The organism is Arthrobacter sp. 10T416, from assembly GCF_056394165.1.
Genome location: NZ_JBFTHI010000003.1, coordinates 84793 through 99977 on the forward strand (window position 1 = coordinate 84793; position 15185 = coordinate 99977).

13 protein-coding genes are annotated in these 15185 nt (G+C 70.0%); 10 read left to right on the top strand and 3 right to left on the bottom strand.

Features of this window, described 5'->3' with window-relative positions; all coding sequences use genetic code 11:
- The 10 genes from AC1DBE_RS05555 (at nucleotide 1) to AC1DBE_RS05600 (ending at nucleotide 11465) form a co-directional block, all read left to right on the top strand.
- Complete coding sequence (locus AC1DBE_RS05555) at nucleotides 1-2952, top strand: sarcosine oxidase subunit alpha family protein (protein ID WP_476969870.1); 2952 nt, start codon at nucleotides 1-3, stop codon at nucleotides 2950-2952.
- The gene (locus AC1DBE_RS05560) at nucleotides 2945-3574 is read left to right on the top strand and encodes a sarcosine oxidase subunit gamma (protein ID WP_476969871.1); all 630 of its coding nucleotides are present in this window, start codon (nucleotides 2945-2947) and stop codon (nucleotides 3572-3574) included. Before AC1DBE_RS05555 ends, AC1DBE_RS05560 begins: the two co-directional genes overlap by 8 nt.
- On the top strand, nucleotides 3574-4947 hold the full coding sequence (locus tag AC1DBE_RS05565; RefSeq protein WP_476969872.1) for an L-serine ammonia-lyase: 1374 nt from the start codon (nucleotides 3574-3576) through the stop codon (nucleotides 4945-4947). Before AC1DBE_RS05560 ends, AC1DBE_RS05565 begins: the two co-directional genes overlap by 1 nt.
- Before the next feature lie 3 nt (nucleotides 4948-4950).
- The gene (purU, locus tag AC1DBE_RS05570; RefSeq protein WP_476969873.1) at nucleotides 4951-5847 is read left to right on the top strand and encodes a formyltetrahydrofolate deformylase; all 897 of its coding nucleotides are present in this window, start codon (nucleotides 4951-4953) and stop codon (nucleotides 5845-5847) included.
- 154 nt (nucleotides 5848-6001) lie between these two features.
- Nucleotides 6002-6778 (top strand): electron transfer flavoprotein subunit beta/FixA family protein, encoded by a 777-nt coding sequence (locus tag AC1DBE_RS05575; RefSeq protein ID WP_476969874.1) that lies wholly within the window; start codon nucleotides 6002-6004, stop codon nucleotides 6776-6778.
- A gap of 11 nt (nucleotides 6779-6789) precedes the next feature.
- Nucleotides 6790-7773 carry an electron transfer flavoprotein subunit alpha/FixB family protein gene (locus AC1DBE_RS05580; RefSeq protein WP_476969875.1) on the top strand — a complete coding sequence of 328 codons (984 nt, stop codon included), beginning with the start codon at nucleotides 6790-6792 and terminating at the stop codon, nucleotides 7771-7773.
- Nucleotides 7774-8612: 839 nt separating this feature from the next.
- The gene (locus AC1DBE_RS05585; RefSeq protein WP_476969876.1) at nucleotides 8613-9473 is read left to right on the top strand and encodes a cytochrome b/b6 domain-containing protein; all 861 of its coding nucleotides are present in this window, start codon (nucleotides 8613-8615) and stop codon (nucleotides 9471-9473) included.
- 65 nt (nucleotides 9474-9538) lie between these two features.
- Complete coding sequence (locus tag AC1DBE_RS05590; protein WP_476969877.1) at nucleotides 9539-9868, top strand: ArsR/SmtB family transcription factor; 330 nt, start codon at nucleotides 9539-9541, stop codon at nucleotides 9866-9868.
- Nucleotides 9865-10782 carry a cation diffusion facilitator family transporter gene (locus AC1DBE_RS05595; RefSeq protein WP_476969878.1) on the top strand — a complete coding sequence of 306 codons (918 nt, stop codon included), beginning with the start codon at nucleotides 9865-9867 and terminating at the stop codon, nucleotides 10780-10782. The genes AC1DBE_RS05590 and AC1DBE_RS05595 overlap by 4 nt, the downstream gene beginning before the upstream one ends.
- Nucleotides 10782-11465, top strand: coding sequence for a DsbA family protein (locus AC1DBE_RS05600; RefSeq protein ID WP_476969879.1), 684 nt, complete (start codon nucleotides 10782-10784; stop codon nucleotides 11463-11465). The genes AC1DBE_RS05595 and AC1DBE_RS05600 overlap by 1 nt, the downstream gene beginning before the upstream one ends.
- A gap of 9 nt (nucleotides 11466-11474) precedes the next feature.
- On the opposite strand, the gene AC1DBE_RS05605 is transcribed toward AC1DBE_RS05600, so the two are convergent.
- From AC1DBE_RS05605 to AC1DBE_RS05615, 3 genes are all read right to left on the bottom strand, one after another.
- Entirely contained in the window at nucleotides 11475-12716 is a 1242-nt protein-coding gene (locus AC1DBE_RS05605; RefSeq protein WP_476969880.1) for an RNA polymerase sigma factor, read from the bottom strand.
- Nucleotides 12713-13036, bottom strand: a complete 324-nt coding sequence (locus tag AC1DBE_RS05610) for a YciI family protein (RefSeq protein ID WP_476969881.1) — start codon at nucleotides 13034-13036, stop codon at nucleotides 12713-12715. The genes AC1DBE_RS05605 and AC1DBE_RS05610 overlap by 4 nt, the downstream gene beginning before the upstream one ends.
- Before the next feature lie 132 nt (nucleotides 13037-13168).
- On the bottom strand, nucleotides 13169-15172 hold the full coding sequence (locus AC1DBE_RS05615) for a vWA domain-containing protein (protein WP_476969882.1): 2004 nt from the start codon (nucleotides 15170-15172) through the stop codon (nucleotides 13169-13171).
- Between the last annotated feature and the right edge of the window lie 13 nt (nucleotides 15173-15185).

Sequence of the window (15185 nt, forward strand, 5' to 3'; positions counted from 1 at the left end):
GTGACGTCCCAGAACGCCCGACTCGCCGCCGGCGGCCGCATCGACCGCACCATCTCCTGGCGTTTCACCGTGGACGGCGAGGAATTCACGGGCCACCCCGGCGACACCCTCGCCTCGGCCCTGCTCGCCAACGGCCGGATCAGCGCCGGCAACTCGCTCTACGAGGACCGCCCCCGCGGCATCCTGTCCGCCGGGGTGGAGGAACCCAACGCCCTGGTCCGGGTGGAACCCCGGTTCCCGGGCCACGTGGCCGAGTCCATGCTCCCCGCCACCACCGTCACCCTGGTGAACGGCCTCCAAGCGCAGTGGCTCAACGGCCTGGGCCGCCTCGATCCGGCCGATGACCGGGCCGAATACGACAAGAAGTACGTCCACACCGACGTCCTGGTGGTCGGCGGCGGTCCCGCCGGGCTGGCCGCAGCCCGCGAGGCAGCCCGCACCGGGGCACGCGTGATCCTGATGGATGACCAGCCCGAGCTCGGCGGCTCGCTCCTGTCCGGCCCGGCCGCTCCCGAACTGGCCGAAACCATCGAAGGCAAGCCGGCACTGGAATGGGTCGCGGACGTCGAGGCCGAGCTCATCTCCGGCGCCGAAACCACGGTCCTGAACCGCACCACCGCCTTCGGCGCCTACGACGCGAACTACGTCATCGCCGTGCAGAACCGCACGGACCACCTCTCCAGCCCGGCCGCCCCCGGGGTCTCCCGGCAGCGCATCTGGCATATCCGTGCCGCGCAGGTGGTGCTGGCCCCCGGCGCCCACGAGCGCCCGCTGGTCTTCGAGAACAACGACCGGCCCGGCATCATGCTCGCCTCCGCCGTCCGCAGCTACCTGAACCGGTATGCCGTGGCGGCGGGGACTCGGGTGGTCATCGGCACCACCAACGACAGCGCCTACGCCCTGGCCGCGGACCTGCGCGCCGCCGGCGTCAAGGTTGCCGCCGTCGTCGACGCCCGGTCCCGGCTGAGCGACGTCGCCGCGGCCGCCGCCGAATCCGGCACCCGGGTGCTGATCGGCAGCGCCGTCGCCGACACCGGCACGGACCCCGCCACGGGCACCGGCCGGCTGGCCTCCGTTACCGTCCGCAGCATCAACGACGACGGCGAGCTCACCTCCGGCATCGAGGAGATCGCCTGCGACCTGCTGGCCGTCTCCGGCGGCTGGAGCCCGCTGGTCCACCTCCACTCCCAGCGCCAGGGCAAACTGCGCTGGGACGATGACCTCGCGGCCTTCGTTCCCAGCACCGTGGTTCCGGCCCAGCAGATCGTGGGATCCGGACGCGGCAGCTTCGAACTGGCCGACTGCCTCGCCGAGGGCGTCTCCGCCGGCGCCGCGGCCGCCATCGCCGCCGGCTTCGACTCCCCCACCGTGCCCGCTACGCTGCGCGAGCCGCAGGCTTCCGCCCCGACCCGCCAGCTGTGGCTGGTCCCCGGCCAGGCCGGCACGGCCGACGACTGGCACCACCACTTTGTGGACTTCCAGCGGGACCAGAGCGTGGCCGACGTGCTGCGCTCCACCGGGGCCGGCCTGCGGTCCGTGGAACACATCAAGCGCTACACCTCCATCAGCACCGCCAATGACCAGGGCAAGACCTCCGGCGTCAACGCGATCGGCGTGATCGCCGCAGCCCTCCGCCAGGCCGGCGAAGCGTCCAGGGGCATCGGCGACATCGGCACCACCACCTACCGGGCACCCTTCACCCCCGTGGCCTTCGCGGCCCTGGCCGGACGCCAGCGCGGCGAACTGTTCGACCCCGCCCGCAAGACCTCCATCCACCCGTGGCACGTCGCCCAGGGCGCTTTGTTCGAGGACGTCGGCCAGTGGAAGCGCCCCTGGTACTACCCACAGGCCGGCGAGGACATGGACACGGCCGTCCTGCGCGAATGCGCCGCCGTCCGGGAATCCGTGGGCTTTATGGACGCCACCACACTCGGAAAGATCGAAATCCGCGGCAAGGACGCCGGGGAGTTCCTCAACCGGGTCTACACCAACGCGTTCAAGAAACTGGCGCCGGGATCAGCCCGCTACGGGGTGATGTGCATGGCCGACGGCATGATTTTCGACGACGGCGTGACCCTGCGCCTCGACGAGGACCGGTACTTCATGACCACCACCACGGGCGGCGCCGCGAAGGTGCTCGACTGGCTCGAGGAGTGGCTGCAGACCGAATGGCCTGACCTGGATGTGCACTGCACCTCGGTGACCGAACAGTGGACCACCATCGCCGTCGTCGGGCCCAAATCCCGGGCGGTGCTCGCGAAGGTGGCGCCCGCGCTGGCCGCCGGGGGCGGACTGGACGCCGAGGCTTTCCCATTCATGACCTTCCGCGAAACCACCCTCGCCTCCGGCGTGCAGGCACGGGTCTGCCGGATCTCCTTCTCCGGCGAACTGGCCTACGAAATCAACGTCCCGGCCTGGTACGGGCTCAACACGTGGGAGGCCGTCGCGGCCGCCGGCGCCGAGTTCGGCATCACCCCCTACGGCACCGAAACCATGCACGTGCTCCGGGCCGAGAAGGGCTACCCGATCGTGGGCCAGGACACCGACGGCACCGTCACCCCGCAGGACGCGGGGATGGAGTGGGTGGTCTCCAAGGCCAAGGACTTCATCGGCAAACGCTCCTACGCCCGGGCCGATGCGCAGCGGCAGGACCGCAAGCACCTGGTCAGCGTCCTTCCGGTGGACAAGTCCCTGCGGCTTCCGGAGGGCACCCAGCTCGTCGAACAGGGAATCAGCACGAATCCCGCGTTCGGTCCGGTCCCGATGCAGGGATTCGTGACCTCGAGCTACCACAGCGCCGCGCTGGGCAGGTCATTCGCGCTGGCGCTGATCAAGAACGGCCGCAACCGCATCGGCGAGACCCTTGTGGCCGCCGCGGGCGACCAGCTGGTGGACGTCGTCGTCGCCGAAACCGTACTTTTTGACTCCGAAGGGACCCGCAAAGATGGCTAACACAGCAGCACTCACCGGCAGCAACGCGCTCCGGGAAATCCGCCGCAGCCCCGCCTCCAGCCTGGCCGCCGCCCGGGACGCCGGCTCCATCGCCGGCACCGTGTCGCTCCGGGAACTTCCGTTCCAGACCATGGCCGGGGTCCGCGTCGCCCCGCACACCGCGGATGCCGCACGGATCGCCGCCATCACCGGCGGGCTGCCGGCCGGCTGCGGCGACGTCGCCGGCAACCTGCCCGTCCAGGTCCTGTGGCTCGGCCCGTCCGAGTTCCTGGTGGTCGCCCCGGAAGAGGCCGCCCTGGACGGCGGCCTCGTGAGCTCCCTCACCGCGGCCCTGGGCGATGCCCCGGGCCAGGTGGTGGACCTCTCCGCGAACCGCACTACGTTCGAGCTCTCCGGCCCGCGGGCCCGGGCGGTGCTGGAAAAGGGCTGTGCCCTGGACCTTCATCCGCGCGCCTTCACCCCCGGGACAGCCCTGGCCACGGAGGTCGGCAACATCCCGGTGGTGCTGCTGAAGACCGCCGAGGACAGCTTCCGGCTCTTCCCCCGCGCGTCCTTCGCGGACTTCCTGGGCCGCTGGCTGCTGGACGCCATGAGGGAGTTCGCTTCCCCCGAGGTGCCCTGATGGCCCTCAGCGTCCTGGACCTGTTTTCCGTTGGCATCGGGCCGTCGTCCTCACACACGGTCGGCCCGATGCGGGCGGCGAAGCTGTTCGCCGACGGCCTCAAGGGCGACGGCCAGCTCAGCGCGACGGCCCGCGTTCAGGCCGAACTGTTCGGCTCACTCGGTGCCACCGGGCGCGGCCACGGCTCGGACAAGGCCGTGGTGCTGGGGCTGCAGGGCCTGGACCCGGAGACCGTGGACACCGCCACGGCCGATGACCAGGTGGCCGCCGCGGCCCTGGACGCCGAACTCCGGATCGGCGGGGACCACCGGGTGGACTTCAACTGGGACGAGGACGTGGTCCTGCACCGCCGCAAGTCCCTGCCGGCCCACCCGAACGGCATGACCTTCCGGGCCCTGGACCATACCGGGGCCGTGCTAAGCGAACGGAGCTTCTATTCCGTTGGGGGCGGCTTCGTTGTGGACGGCGACGCCGACGGCGCGGACAAGGTGGTCCCGGATGACACCGTGCTGCCGTATCCCTTCACCACGGCGGACGAACTCCTGGCGGTGTGCCGGCGGGAGGGCATGTCCATCTCCGAGGTAATGCTTGCCAACGAGCTCGTCTGGCACAGCGAGGCCGAAGTCCGGCAGAAGCTCCTGGCCCTCTGGGTGGTCATGCGGGAGTGCGTGGACAACGGCTGCGCCGCGGAAGGCATCCTTCCCGGCGGGCTGAACGTCCCGCGCCGTGCGCCATCGCTCTTCCGGACCCTGGCGGCGGACACCGGCACAACGGATCCGCTCCGGGCCATGGAATGGGTGAACCTCTTCGCGCTGGCCGTGAATGAGGAAAACGCGGCCGGCGGCCGGATCGTCACCGCCCCGACCAACGGCGCGGCCGGCATTGTTCCCGCGGTGCTGCACTACTACGCCAAGTTCGTCCCGGGGGCGGACGACGACGGTGTGGTCCGGTTCCTGCTGGCGTCGGCCGCCGTCGGGATCCTGTTCAAGATCAATGCCTCCATCTCCGGCGCGGAAGTGGGTTGCCAGGGCGAAGTGGGATCCGCCTGCTCGATGGCCGCCGCCGGGCTCTGCGAGGTACTGGGCGGCAGCCCCGAACAGGTGGAAATCGCCACCGAAGTCGGCATTGAACACAACCTGGGCCTGACCTGCGACCCCGTGGGCGGCCTGGTGCAGATCCCCTGCATCGAACGGAACGCGATCGCGAGCGTGAAGGCCATCAACGCCGCGAGGCTGGCGCTACACGGCGACGGCAGCCACAAGGTATCCCTGGACAAAGCCATCAAAACCATGCGCGAGACAGGAGCGGACATGAAGACCAAATACAAGGAGACCTCCCGCGGGGGCCTCGCCGTCAACGTGATCGAGTGCTGACCCATGACCGCCATCCAGATTGAAACGTTGCGTACCGGTCCCGCCACCACCGTTGAGCATGTCCTGACGCTGGACTGCCCGGAGACGCCAGGCATTGTGCACGCCGTCTCCGGCTTCCTGCTCGAACACGGCTGCGACATCATCGACAACAAACAGTTCGGTGAGCGCTCCAAGGGGCACTTCTTTATGCGCGTGCACTTCGCGTCCGACGGCGATGCCTCCACCGCCGCTGCCCTGCGGACCGCTTTCGCCCCCATGGCGGAGCGGTTCGGGATGAGCTGGCGGCTGGAGCCACAGGGATCCAAGCGCCGGGTGCTGATCATGGTCTCCAAGTTCGGGCACTGCCTCAACGACCTGTTGTTCCGGGCCCGGATCGGCGAACTCCCTGTGGACGTGGTGGCCGTGGTCTCCAACCACACGGACCATCAGGCGCTGGTGGAATGGCACGGCATCCCGTTCTTCCATGTCCCTGTCACCGCCGCCACCAAACCGGAGGCGGAGGGGCGGCTGCTGGAGCTCATCGACCACTTCGACGTCGAGCTGGTGGTCCTGGCCCGCTACATGCAGGTCCTCAGCGACGCCCTCACCCGGAAGCTGGACGGGCGGGCCATCAACATCCACCACTCGTTCCTGCCCAGCTTCAAGGGCGCCAAGCCGTACCACCAGGCCTACGCCCGCGGCGTGAAGACCGTCGGGGCCACCGCGCATTACGTCAACGCGGAGCTGGACGAGGGGCCCATCATCTCCCAGCAGGTGGTGGAGGTGGACCACACCTACGGGCCGGAGGACCTCGTTGCGGCTGGCCGGGACACGGAGTGCAAGGCGCTCAGCAACGCCGTGCGCTGGCACTGCGAGGGCCGGGTAATCCTGCAGGGGAACAGGACGGTGGTGCTGCGGTAGCTCCGCCCGGCCGGCCGGACCGCACCGGGTCCGGCCAGCCACTTTTCCCGGCGGCACGCGTCCTGCATGCCGGGACGGCTGCACTTTCGTAGACTCTATGGAGATTCGACATGTCTCCGCTATGGCGGCATGCCCGCCACAGGAAGAGCCATCGATGAAGATTGTCGTCCTAGTCAAGGAAGTCCCGGACACGTACGGAGACCGAAAACTGAGCCTCGAGACCGGCCTCGCAGACCGAGGCGCCAGCGACGCGGTCATCGACGAGATCGGTGAGCGGGCCCTGGAACTGGCGCTGACCTACGCCGACGCTCACGAGGGCACCGACGTCGCCGTCCTCTCGCTCGCACCCGAAGGCGCCACGGCGACCATCCGCAAGGGCCTGGCCATGGGCGCCGGCAGCGCCACCCATGTCACGGACGAGGCACTCCGGGGCGCGGATCTGGGGCTCACCGCCGAGACCCTGGCCGCCGCCATCCGCCGCATCGGATTCGACCTGGTGGTCACCGGCAACGTCTCCACCGACGGATCCGGCGGCATGATCCCCGCCATGCTGGCCGAACTGCTGGATGTGCCGCTCGCCTCCGGCCTGAGCGCCGTGGACATCGGCGACGGCACCGTGTCCGGGACCCGGCCCGTCGACTCCGGGGTGCAGCAGGTCTCGACACCCCTGCCTGCGGTCATTTCCATCACCGAGGCGCTTCCCGGCCCCCGCTTCCCGAACTTCAAGGGCATCATGGCCGCGAAGAAGAAGCCCCTCGAAGTCCTCACCCTGGCCGACCTGGGCGTCACCGCCGACAACCCGGACGCGGCGCGATCGATCATGCTGGCTGTCGCGGAAAAGCCCCCGCACACCGCGGGCGTCAAGATCACCGACGACGGCGACGCCGGCGAGAAACTCGCCGACTTCCTGATCGAAAACCGCCTGGCGTAAGGAGCACGGACATGACTGATTTCCCGAGTGATGCAATCCTCGTTGTCGTCGAAGCCGGGCCCTCCGGCGAACTGGAGAAGGCGGCCCCCGGACTCCTCGGCGCAGCCGCGTCGGCCGGCACACCGGTTGCCCTGGTCCTGGCCGCTCCCGGTACCGGGAGCGCCGCCGCCGCCGAAGCCGCGGGCCTCGGCGCCGCGCACGTCCTGATCGCTGAGACCCCGGACCCCGCCGCCCTGGGGACGCCGGCCGTGGACGCGCTGGCCGCCGCCGTGGAGCGGACGGGCCCGGATGCCATCCTGATCTCGCATTCCCTGAACGGACGTGACCTGGCCGGCCGGTACGCCGCCCGCACCCGTGCCGCCGTGTCGGCCGACGCCGTCGGGGTGGCCCGCGACGAGGAGGGCGTGGTGGCGCATCATTCGGTCTACGGCGGCGCCTACAACGTAACGTCCACTGCCACGTTCGGGGCGCCGGTCATCACGGTCCGGCAGGGTGCGATCGACGCACGTGCCACGGCCCAGCCGCCGGCGTCGGAGACCCTGGAGGTGCCGGCCTCCGGGAAGCCGTCCGCCCGCATTGACTCGTTCGAGGAAGCGGTCGCCGCCACCTCACGGCCCGAACTGCGCGGGGCCGCAAAGGTGGTTGCCGGCGGCCGCGGCCTCGGCTCGGTGGAGCAGTTCGCCCTCGTGGAGCAGCTGGCCGACACCCTGGGCGCCGCGATCGGAGCCTCGCGGGCCGCGGTGGACGCGGGTTACATCCCCCAGGCGCACCAGGTGGGGCAGACCGGGGTTTCGGTGTCCTCGCAGCTCTACATTGCGCTCGGGATTTCCGGTGCGATCCAGCACCGGGCCGGCATGCAGACCGCGAAGACGATCGTCGCCATCAACAAGGACCCGGACGCCCCCATCTTCGACATCGCCGACTACGGCGTGGTGGGCGACCTCTTCAAGGTGGTCCCCCAGCTGATCAGCGCCCTCGAGGCCCGGAAGAAGTAGCGATGGCAACCCAGTCCCGGTCCCTCCGGCGGGGCCTGCCGCGCGTGCCGGGCGGCGAGCCCTGGCCGCCCGCCGGCGAAGCGCCCGCACGTCTGGCCGCAGCCCCGGCTGCGGTCCCCGAAACGTCACCGGCGACGACGGCAGCGCCGGCACCGGCCGTTCCCGCGCCTGAAGCCCCCGCGTTTGGGGCCCCCGCCCCCGCGGCCGCTCCCCCAGTGGGCGCCGGCGGATCAAGGAAGCTGCGCCGCGGCCTGCCCCGTGTGCCGGGCGGCGAGCCCTGGCCGCCCGCCGGCGACGTTCCGGCAGTGGCCTCGGCACGGCCCACAGCACCGCCGGAACCGACGGGCGGAGCGGCCGCCGCGCCAGCCGCCGCGGCCAGTGCCCTGGAACCCACGCCTGCCCCCGCCGCCACAAACGAAACGGACACGGCGACGTCACCAGTTACCGTGGCTCCCCCGGCTGCAGCGACGGCGGGAGCCGGCCAGCTTCGCCGCGGACTCCCGCGTGTGCCAGGCGGAGAGCCGTGGCCGCCCGCCGGTCCCGCGCCGGCACCGGCCGTCGCTCCCGCGGCGCAGGCCGCACCAGTGACCGCGCCGACAGCTGAGCCGGCACCCGAGCCGGCACCTGAGCCGCCGGTCATAGTGGCGGCAGCCCCCGCACCGCCGTCGCCAGTCACTCCGACGCCCGAGGCTTCTCCGGCCGCACCCGCGGCACAGGCCGCTTCCTCGGCGGCGCCGCACGAACCAGCGCCCCAAAAACCTTCACGACAAAAACCAGCGCCACCGAAGGCTGAGGCCCGGCTTTACGGCTCCCGCACCCTGGGTCAGTGGATCAAACTCGTGGTGCTCCTCGCGGCCGGAGCGGTGGCCGCCGCGGGGATTCTGGTGCTGGCCGCCCGCGGCGTGACCACCCTGCCCGGCGTCCCGGCGTTCCTCGAAAGGTACCCGGGCGAGTACCGGCTGCCGGACGCCGCCGAACCGGGCTTCCCGTGGTGGGCGCAGTGGGCGCACTTCCTGAACATCTTCCTGATGGTGCTCATCATCCGTTCGGGCTACCAGGTGCGCACCCAGCAGAAACCGCCCGCGTTCTGGACCCCGAAACGTGGCGGCAAAAAGATCAGCATCACCTTGTGGCTGCACCAGTCGCTGGACATCATTTGGCTGGCCAACGGGCTGATTTTCGCGGTGCTGCTCTTCGCCTCCGGGCACTGGATGCGGATTGTGCCGACCAGCTGGGAAGTGTTTCCCAACGCGGCGTCAGCGCTCCTGCAGTACATGACCCTGGACTGGCCGGTGGAGAACGGGTGGGTCAATTACAACAGCCTGCAGCAGCTGATGTACTTCATCGTTGTGTTCATCGCGGCCCCGCTCGCCGCGGTCACCGGTGCCCGGATGAGCGAATTCTGGCCGAAGAACGCCAAGACGCTGAACCGGGTCTACCCCGTGGAGGCCGCCCGGGCCCTGCACTTCCCCACCATGCTGTTCTTTGTCCTGTTTATCGTCATCCACGTCTTCCTGGTGTTCGCCACCGGCGCCCTGCGCAACCTGAATCACATGTTCGCCGGTACCGACGCCGTGAATTGGGCCGGGTTCTGGCTGTTCGCGGCGGCCATCGCAGTCACGGCGGCCGGCTGGTACGCCGCCCGCCCGATCGTGCTCGCGCCCCTTGCCAGGCTGTTCGGCAAGGTGAGCAGCCGCTGAGGCCGTTGCCGTTGATGCCGTAATACAGAATTGCCTGAATACATCCGCGGCTGTACCTTGTAGGCATGGAAACCCTCACCCATGCCCCGGTCCTGGCGCGGTTCGGCTTCGCCGTCTCGGACCCCACCCGGGCACGGATCCTGCTGGCCCTCGCGGACGCACCGGCCTACCCATCCGGCCTGGCCGATGCCCTGGACGTGTCCCGGCAAAGCATCTCCAACCATCTGACGTGCCTTCGCGGCTGCGGCCTCGTGGTGGCTGTTCCGGACGGCCGGCGGAGCCGGTACGAGCTCGCCGACGCACGGCTGGGGCATGCGATCGGCGATCTGCTGGGAGTGGTGCTGGCCGTGGACCCGACCTGCTGCGCACCCGACGAGTCGTGGAACCAGGCATGAGCGGGCACAGCCACGACCACGGCGCGGCGGCGGAGGGCAACCGGCGCAAACTGATTCTGGTCTTCGCCATCACCTTCACGGTGATGATCGCGGAGATCGTGGGGTCCTTCCTCACGGGCAGCCTCGCGCTCCTGGCGGACGCCGGCCACATGTTCACCGACTCCACCGGGCTCCTGATCGCCCTGATCGCCGCCTCGCTGGCACTGAAGCCGGCCACCACCAAGCGGACCTGGGGCTACAAGCGGGCCGAGATCATCGCCGCGGCCGGGCAGGCCGCCCTGCTGCTCGGGGTCGGCGCGTTCGTGATCGTCGAGGGCATCCGCCGCCTCATCGAGCCACCCGAGGTGGGCGGCTCCACCATGCTCTGGTTCGGGATCATCGGCCTGGCCGGCAACGCCGTCGGCCTTGTTGTCCTGGCGTCAGGACGGAACCACAACTTCAACATGAAGGCCGCGTTTCTGGAGGTGCTCAATGACGCCCTCGGGTCGGTGGCCGTCATTGCGGCGGCAATCATCATCGCCGTCACCGGCTGGGTCCAGGCCGACGCCGTCGTGTCCCTCCTGATCGGTGTCCTGATCATCCCGCGCACCCTGAAACTGCTGCGGGACACCGTCAACGTGCTGATGGAAAACGCCCCGCAAGGGCTCGACATGGCCCAGGTCCGCGAGCACATCCTGGCCGTGCCGCACGTGATCGACGTCCACGACCTCCATGCCTCTTTGGTGGCCTCCGGCACCGCCGTCCTGTCCGCGCACGTCACCGTGGAGGACACCTGCATGACCGACGGCCACGCCGCGACCATCCTGGCCGACCTGCAGCACTGCGTGGCCAAGCACTTCGATGTCAGCGTCGAACACTCCACCTTCCAGATCGAACCGGCCGCCCACCGCGACCAGGAAAGCATCCACCACTGATGGCACACCCCTCCACCGCCCCGGCGGACCCCGCGAAAAAGGTCCGCCTGGTCCTCTGGATCCTCCTTGGGATCATCGTCGCCGGCGGCCTGGTCTGGTACGCGGTCTTCAGCGCCACCAAACCGGCTCCGCCCGCTGCGCAGCCGGCCGCCGACGCGCAACTGGTCCGCGACGACAGCCACCGCGTCACCGCCCCGGCCACGGAGAAGGCCCAGCTGGTGGAGTTCCTGGACTTCGAATGCGAATCCTGCCTCGCCGCCTACCCGCTGGTGGAAGAGCTGAAAAAGGAATTCGGGGACCGGATCACGTTCGTCAACCGCTACTTCCCGCTGCCCGGGCACCGGAACTCCGGAACCGCGGCCCTGGCTGTGGAAGCCGCCGCCCAGCAGGGTAAGTACGGGCAGATGTACGCCAAGATGTTCGACACCCAGACGCAGTGGGGCGGGAAGCAGGACTCGCAGGCGCCCCTGTTCCGCACCTACGCCCGGGACCTCGGGCTAGATCTGGCCAAGTACGACGCCGCGGTGGCCGACAACAACACCGCCGACCGGATCCGCAAGGACGTCGCGGACGGCCGCTCCCTCGGAGTGACCGGAACGCCGACATTCTTCCTCAACGGCAAGATGCTGACGCTCAACACCGAGGCGGACTTCCGCCAGCAGCTCGCCGACGCCGCCAAGTAAACCTGCCGCTTAGGGCCGGGCGGGCACCTGGTCGCGGCGGCGCTTCAGCGTGGCGGCCTCGGCGGAGTTGCCGGCCAGCGCGATGGCTTGGTCGTACGCCAGGCGGGCTTCCCCGGCGCGGCCCAGCCGCCGCAGCAGTTCAGCGCGGGTGGCATGGAACGCGTGATAGCCAGACAGTTCGTTTTCCAGGCGGTCGACGGCGGCCAGCGCCACCCCCGGGCCGTCCATTTCGGCGACGGCGACGGCCCGGTTCAGGGCGATGACCGGCGACGGGTCGCGGGCCACCAGCCGGTCGTAGAGGGCCACGATCTGTGACCAGTCGGTGTCGCGGACATCCCGGGCCGAGGTGTGCACGGCGTTGATGGCCGCAAGGATCTGGTACGGACCCGGCTCCGTCCCGGCCGCCATGGTCTCCCGGACCAGTCCGTGGCCCTCGGCGATCAGGTCCGCGTCCCACGCGAACCGGTCCTGCTCATCGAGGGTGACCAGCTCGCCGGTGGCCGAAATCCGGGCGGTCCGGCGGGCCTCGGTGAGGAGCATCAGGGCCAGCAGGCCGGCCACCTCGCCGTCGTCGGGCAGCAGGGCGCGGACCAGGCGGGTGAGCCGGATCGCCTCGGCGGTCAGGTCGGCACGGACGGGGTCGGACGCGGGGTCGGAGGCCAGATAGCCCTCGTTAAAGATCAGGTACAGCACGGACAGCACCCCGGAGACGCGCTCCGAGAGGTCCGTTACCGACGGTACGCGGTAGGGGATGCGGGCGGCTTTGATCTTGGCCTTCGCCCGGGTGATCCGTTGCGCCATTGCGGCCTCCTGGACCAGGAAGGCGCGCGCGATTTCCGGGACGGTCAGGCCGCCGAGCATCCGCAGGGTCAGCGCCACGCGGGTCTGCATGGCCAGCGCGGGGTGGCAGCACGTGAAGATCAGCCGGAGCCGGTCGTCGTCGATGGCGCCGGTGGGCTCAGGCGGGCCGTCGTCGTACATCAACTGAGCCTCCAGATGTTTGCTGTCGCGTTTGTTTTCACGTCGGATCCGGTCAATGGCTTTGCGTTTGGCCGTGGTGGTCAGCCACGCGCCGGGGTTGCCGGGCACGCCGTCGGACGGCCACCGCTCCACGGCGGTGGCAAACGCCTCGGCCGTAGCCTCCTCGGCGAGGTCCAGGTCGCCGAACCGCCGCGCCAGTGCGGCCACGATCCGCCCCCACTCCCCGCGGTAGGCCTCGTTGATCGCTCCTCCGACGTCGCTTCCACTCACAGGAACGGGCGCACCTCGACCTTGCGGTTGCACGCCTTCGACCCCTCGGTTGCCAGTTGCAGGGCGACGTCGAGGTCGGGCGCCTCGATGATCCAGAAACCGGCCAGGTATTCCTTCGACTCCACAAACGGGCCGTCGGTTACAACCGGCGCTTTGCCGCGGTTGTCGATGACGGTGGCGGTGTCGGGGAAACCGAGGCCGCCGGCGAAGACCCAGTGACCGTCGGCCTGGAGCCGGTCGTTGAACACGTCGATGGCAGCCATCTCATCCGACGGGGCGAGCTCACGCTGATCGTGAATGACGGAAAGCAAAAACTGCATGGCAACTCGTCTCCTACGGTTCGGGGCGCCCCTCCTGGGCGGCCGCTCACCATTGCTACGAACAACTCTGCACCGATCCGACAAAAATTGTGCGGATATCCGACGGCGGCGGTGTGCCCGGCTTTGGGTGCCCTACCTAGCCCAGTCCTCGTCCCCGAAGGCCCGGCCGCGGAAGTGCGCGCGGAGGTACTCCCCGACCACGGCGGCGCCCAGGTCCCCGGCGTCGGGGGCCACGACGCGGCCGTCGATCCGTCGGGCCATCCGGGCCACGAACCGCTCCAGGCCGGGGTCGCTCCCCAGGCGGAAGAACGTCGCCTGGGTGCCGGCGCGGCCCAGCCGGTCGAGCTCGGCCACTGTCACGCGGATGGTCTCAGGGTCCGGCGGCCAGTTGAACCAGGATTCGCCGTCGGCCTCGAGGTGCGCAGTGGGTTCGCCGTCGGTCACCACCAGCAGGACCGGCTGCATTGCGGGATGCTGCCGGAAAAACCGGCCGGCCAGCAGTAGCCCGTGGTGCAGGTTGGTGCCCTGTTCGCGGAGGGCCGGCAGGGCCGTGAGCTCGCCGATGTCCATGGACTGGGCGTAGCGGCCGAAGCTGATCAGCTGCAGCCGGTCGCCGCGGAACCGGGTGGACACGAGGTGGTGCAGGGCCAGCGCGGTGCGTTTCATCGGCACCCAGCGCCCCTCCGCCGCCATCGAAAACGAGACATCCACCAGCAGGGCGACGGCGGCCTGCGTGCGGGCCTCCGTTTCCGTGACCTCGATGTCGTCCACGGCAAGCCGCAGCCCGTGGCGCGGGTCGCCGCCGTCGGCAATGGTCCGGCGGATGGCGTTGGTGATGGTCCGGGTGACATCCCAGGGCTCCCCGTCGCCGAACTCCCACGGCCTGCTGGACCCTGTCTGCTCCCCCGCGGCACCGGCAACCCGGGTGTCTCGGCGGCCCTGCCGGCCGGAGAGCTGCCTGGCGGTATCCCGCAGCAACGATCTCCCCAGCCGCCGCATGGCCTGCGGGGACAGGCTCAGGCCGCCGTCGGCACCGCGCCGCAGGAAACCGCCGTCGTGCATGGCCTTCTCGATCTCCGCGAGCGTCCTCGCCGAGACGGCTGCGTCCCGGCCCAGCTGGCGGGACAGGGCATCGAGGTCGACGTCGTCCAGGCGGGAGCCGTTGTAGGACTGGGAGAGCTGCTCGGCGAGTTCGTCCAGCTCGGCCAGGTCCTGCAGCACGCCGGTGCCGTCGCCGAGCCCCAGCCCCTCCTCGCCCTCGAAGCGTTCGGAGCCGGACCAGTCCTCGCCGGGGCGCAGGGCCTGCAGGTTCGCGTCGAGTTGGCCCAGCTGTGCCATAAGCTCCGGTGAGCCGAACGCCTGGGCGGAGAGCTGCATAAGTTCCTCGCGCTGCTCGGCGGACATGGAGCGCAGCATCCGCTGGGCGGCGGCCGCGCGCTGGGCGAGCGCGTCGATCAGTTCCTCGACCGACTGCGGGTTCTCCGGGAAGAACTCGCCGTGCTTGCCCATGAAGTCCTGGAAGTCCGCGTCCGTATCCTCGCCGCGGCGGTGCTTGTCGAGCAGCTCGTTGAGGTCACCCAGCATCTCGGCGACGGCGGCGCGGTCCTCCTCGGTGGCGCCCTCGAGCGCCTGCTTCATTCCGGCGAAGCGCTGGTCGAGGATCTCGCGGCCCAGCAGGTCCTTGATCTGCTCGTAGGCGTCCCGCGCGGTGCTGGACTGCCAGTCGTAGGAGGCGAGTTCGTTGACCGCCGCGGCCGTCGACTGTGGCAGGTTCTGCAGCTGCATCTCGCGGAAGGCGCGGTCCGTGTCGTCCATCCGGACGTCGCGGGCAAGCTGCTTGCGCTCCTCCAGCACCGCGGTCTCCAGCAGTTTCTGGACCTCGTTCAGCGTGCCGTCCAGCTTGTGCCGGCCCAGCAGGTCCTTCCTCCGCTGTTGGACCCGGCGGGCGAGATCGTCCAGCCCCTCCCGGTTTCGGCCGCCGCGCCGCAGGTACTCCTGCAGGGCCTGCCGGGGCGAGTAGCCGGCCATTACGTCCTCGGCGACGGCGTCGAGCGCCTCGGCCAGGTCCACCGGCGGTGCCAGCGGATCGGGACCGCCGGCGTACCGCCCGTACCGGGACCGGTTGTGAACGCTCATCTCGCCTCCCGTG

Excerpts from the sequence above, each read along its gene's own strand:
- AC1DBE_RS05560 (WP_476969871.1), top strand. The coding sequence starts at position 2,945 with ATGGCTAACACAGCAGCACTCACCGGCAGCAACGCGCTCCGGGAAATC.
- AC1DBE_RS05565 (WP_476969872.1), top strand. The coding sequence starts at position 3,574 with ATGGCCCTCAGCGTCCTGGACCTGTTTTCCGTTGGCATCGGGCCGTCG.
- purU (WP_476969873.1), top strand. The coding sequence starts at position 4,951 with ATGACCGCCATCCAGATTGAAACGTTGCGTACCGGTCCCGCCACCACC.
- AC1DBE_RS05575 (WP_476969874.1), top strand. The coding sequence starts at position 6,002 with ATGAAGATTGTCGTCCTAGTCAAGGAAGTCCCGGACACGTACGGAGAC.
- AC1DBE_RS05580 (WP_476969875.1), top strand. The coding sequence starts at position 6,790 with ATGACTGATTTCCCGAGTGATGCAATCCTCGTTGTCGTCGAAGCCGGG.
- AC1DBE_RS05590 (WP_476969877.1), top strand. The coding sequence starts at position 9,539 with ATGGAAACCCTCACCCATGCCCCGGTCCTGGCGCGGTTCGGCTTCGCC.
- AC1DBE_RS05595 (WP_476969878.1), top strand. The coding sequence starts at position 9,865 with ATGAGCGGGCACAGCCACGACCACGGCGCGGCGGCGGAGGGCAACCGG.
- AC1DBE_RS05600 (WP_476969879.1), top strand. The coding sequence starts at position 10,782 with ATGGCACACCCCTCCACCGCCCCGGCGGACCCCGCGAAAAAGGTCCGC.
- AC1DBE_RS05610 (WP_476969881.1), bottom strand. The coding sequence starts at position 13,036 with ATGCAGTTTTTGCTTTCCGTCATTCACGATCAGCGTGAGCTCGCCCCG.
- AC1DBE_RS05615 (WP_476969882.1), bottom strand. The coding sequence starts at position 15,172 with ATGAGCGTTCACAACCGGTCCCGGTACGGGCGGTACGCCGGCGGTCCC.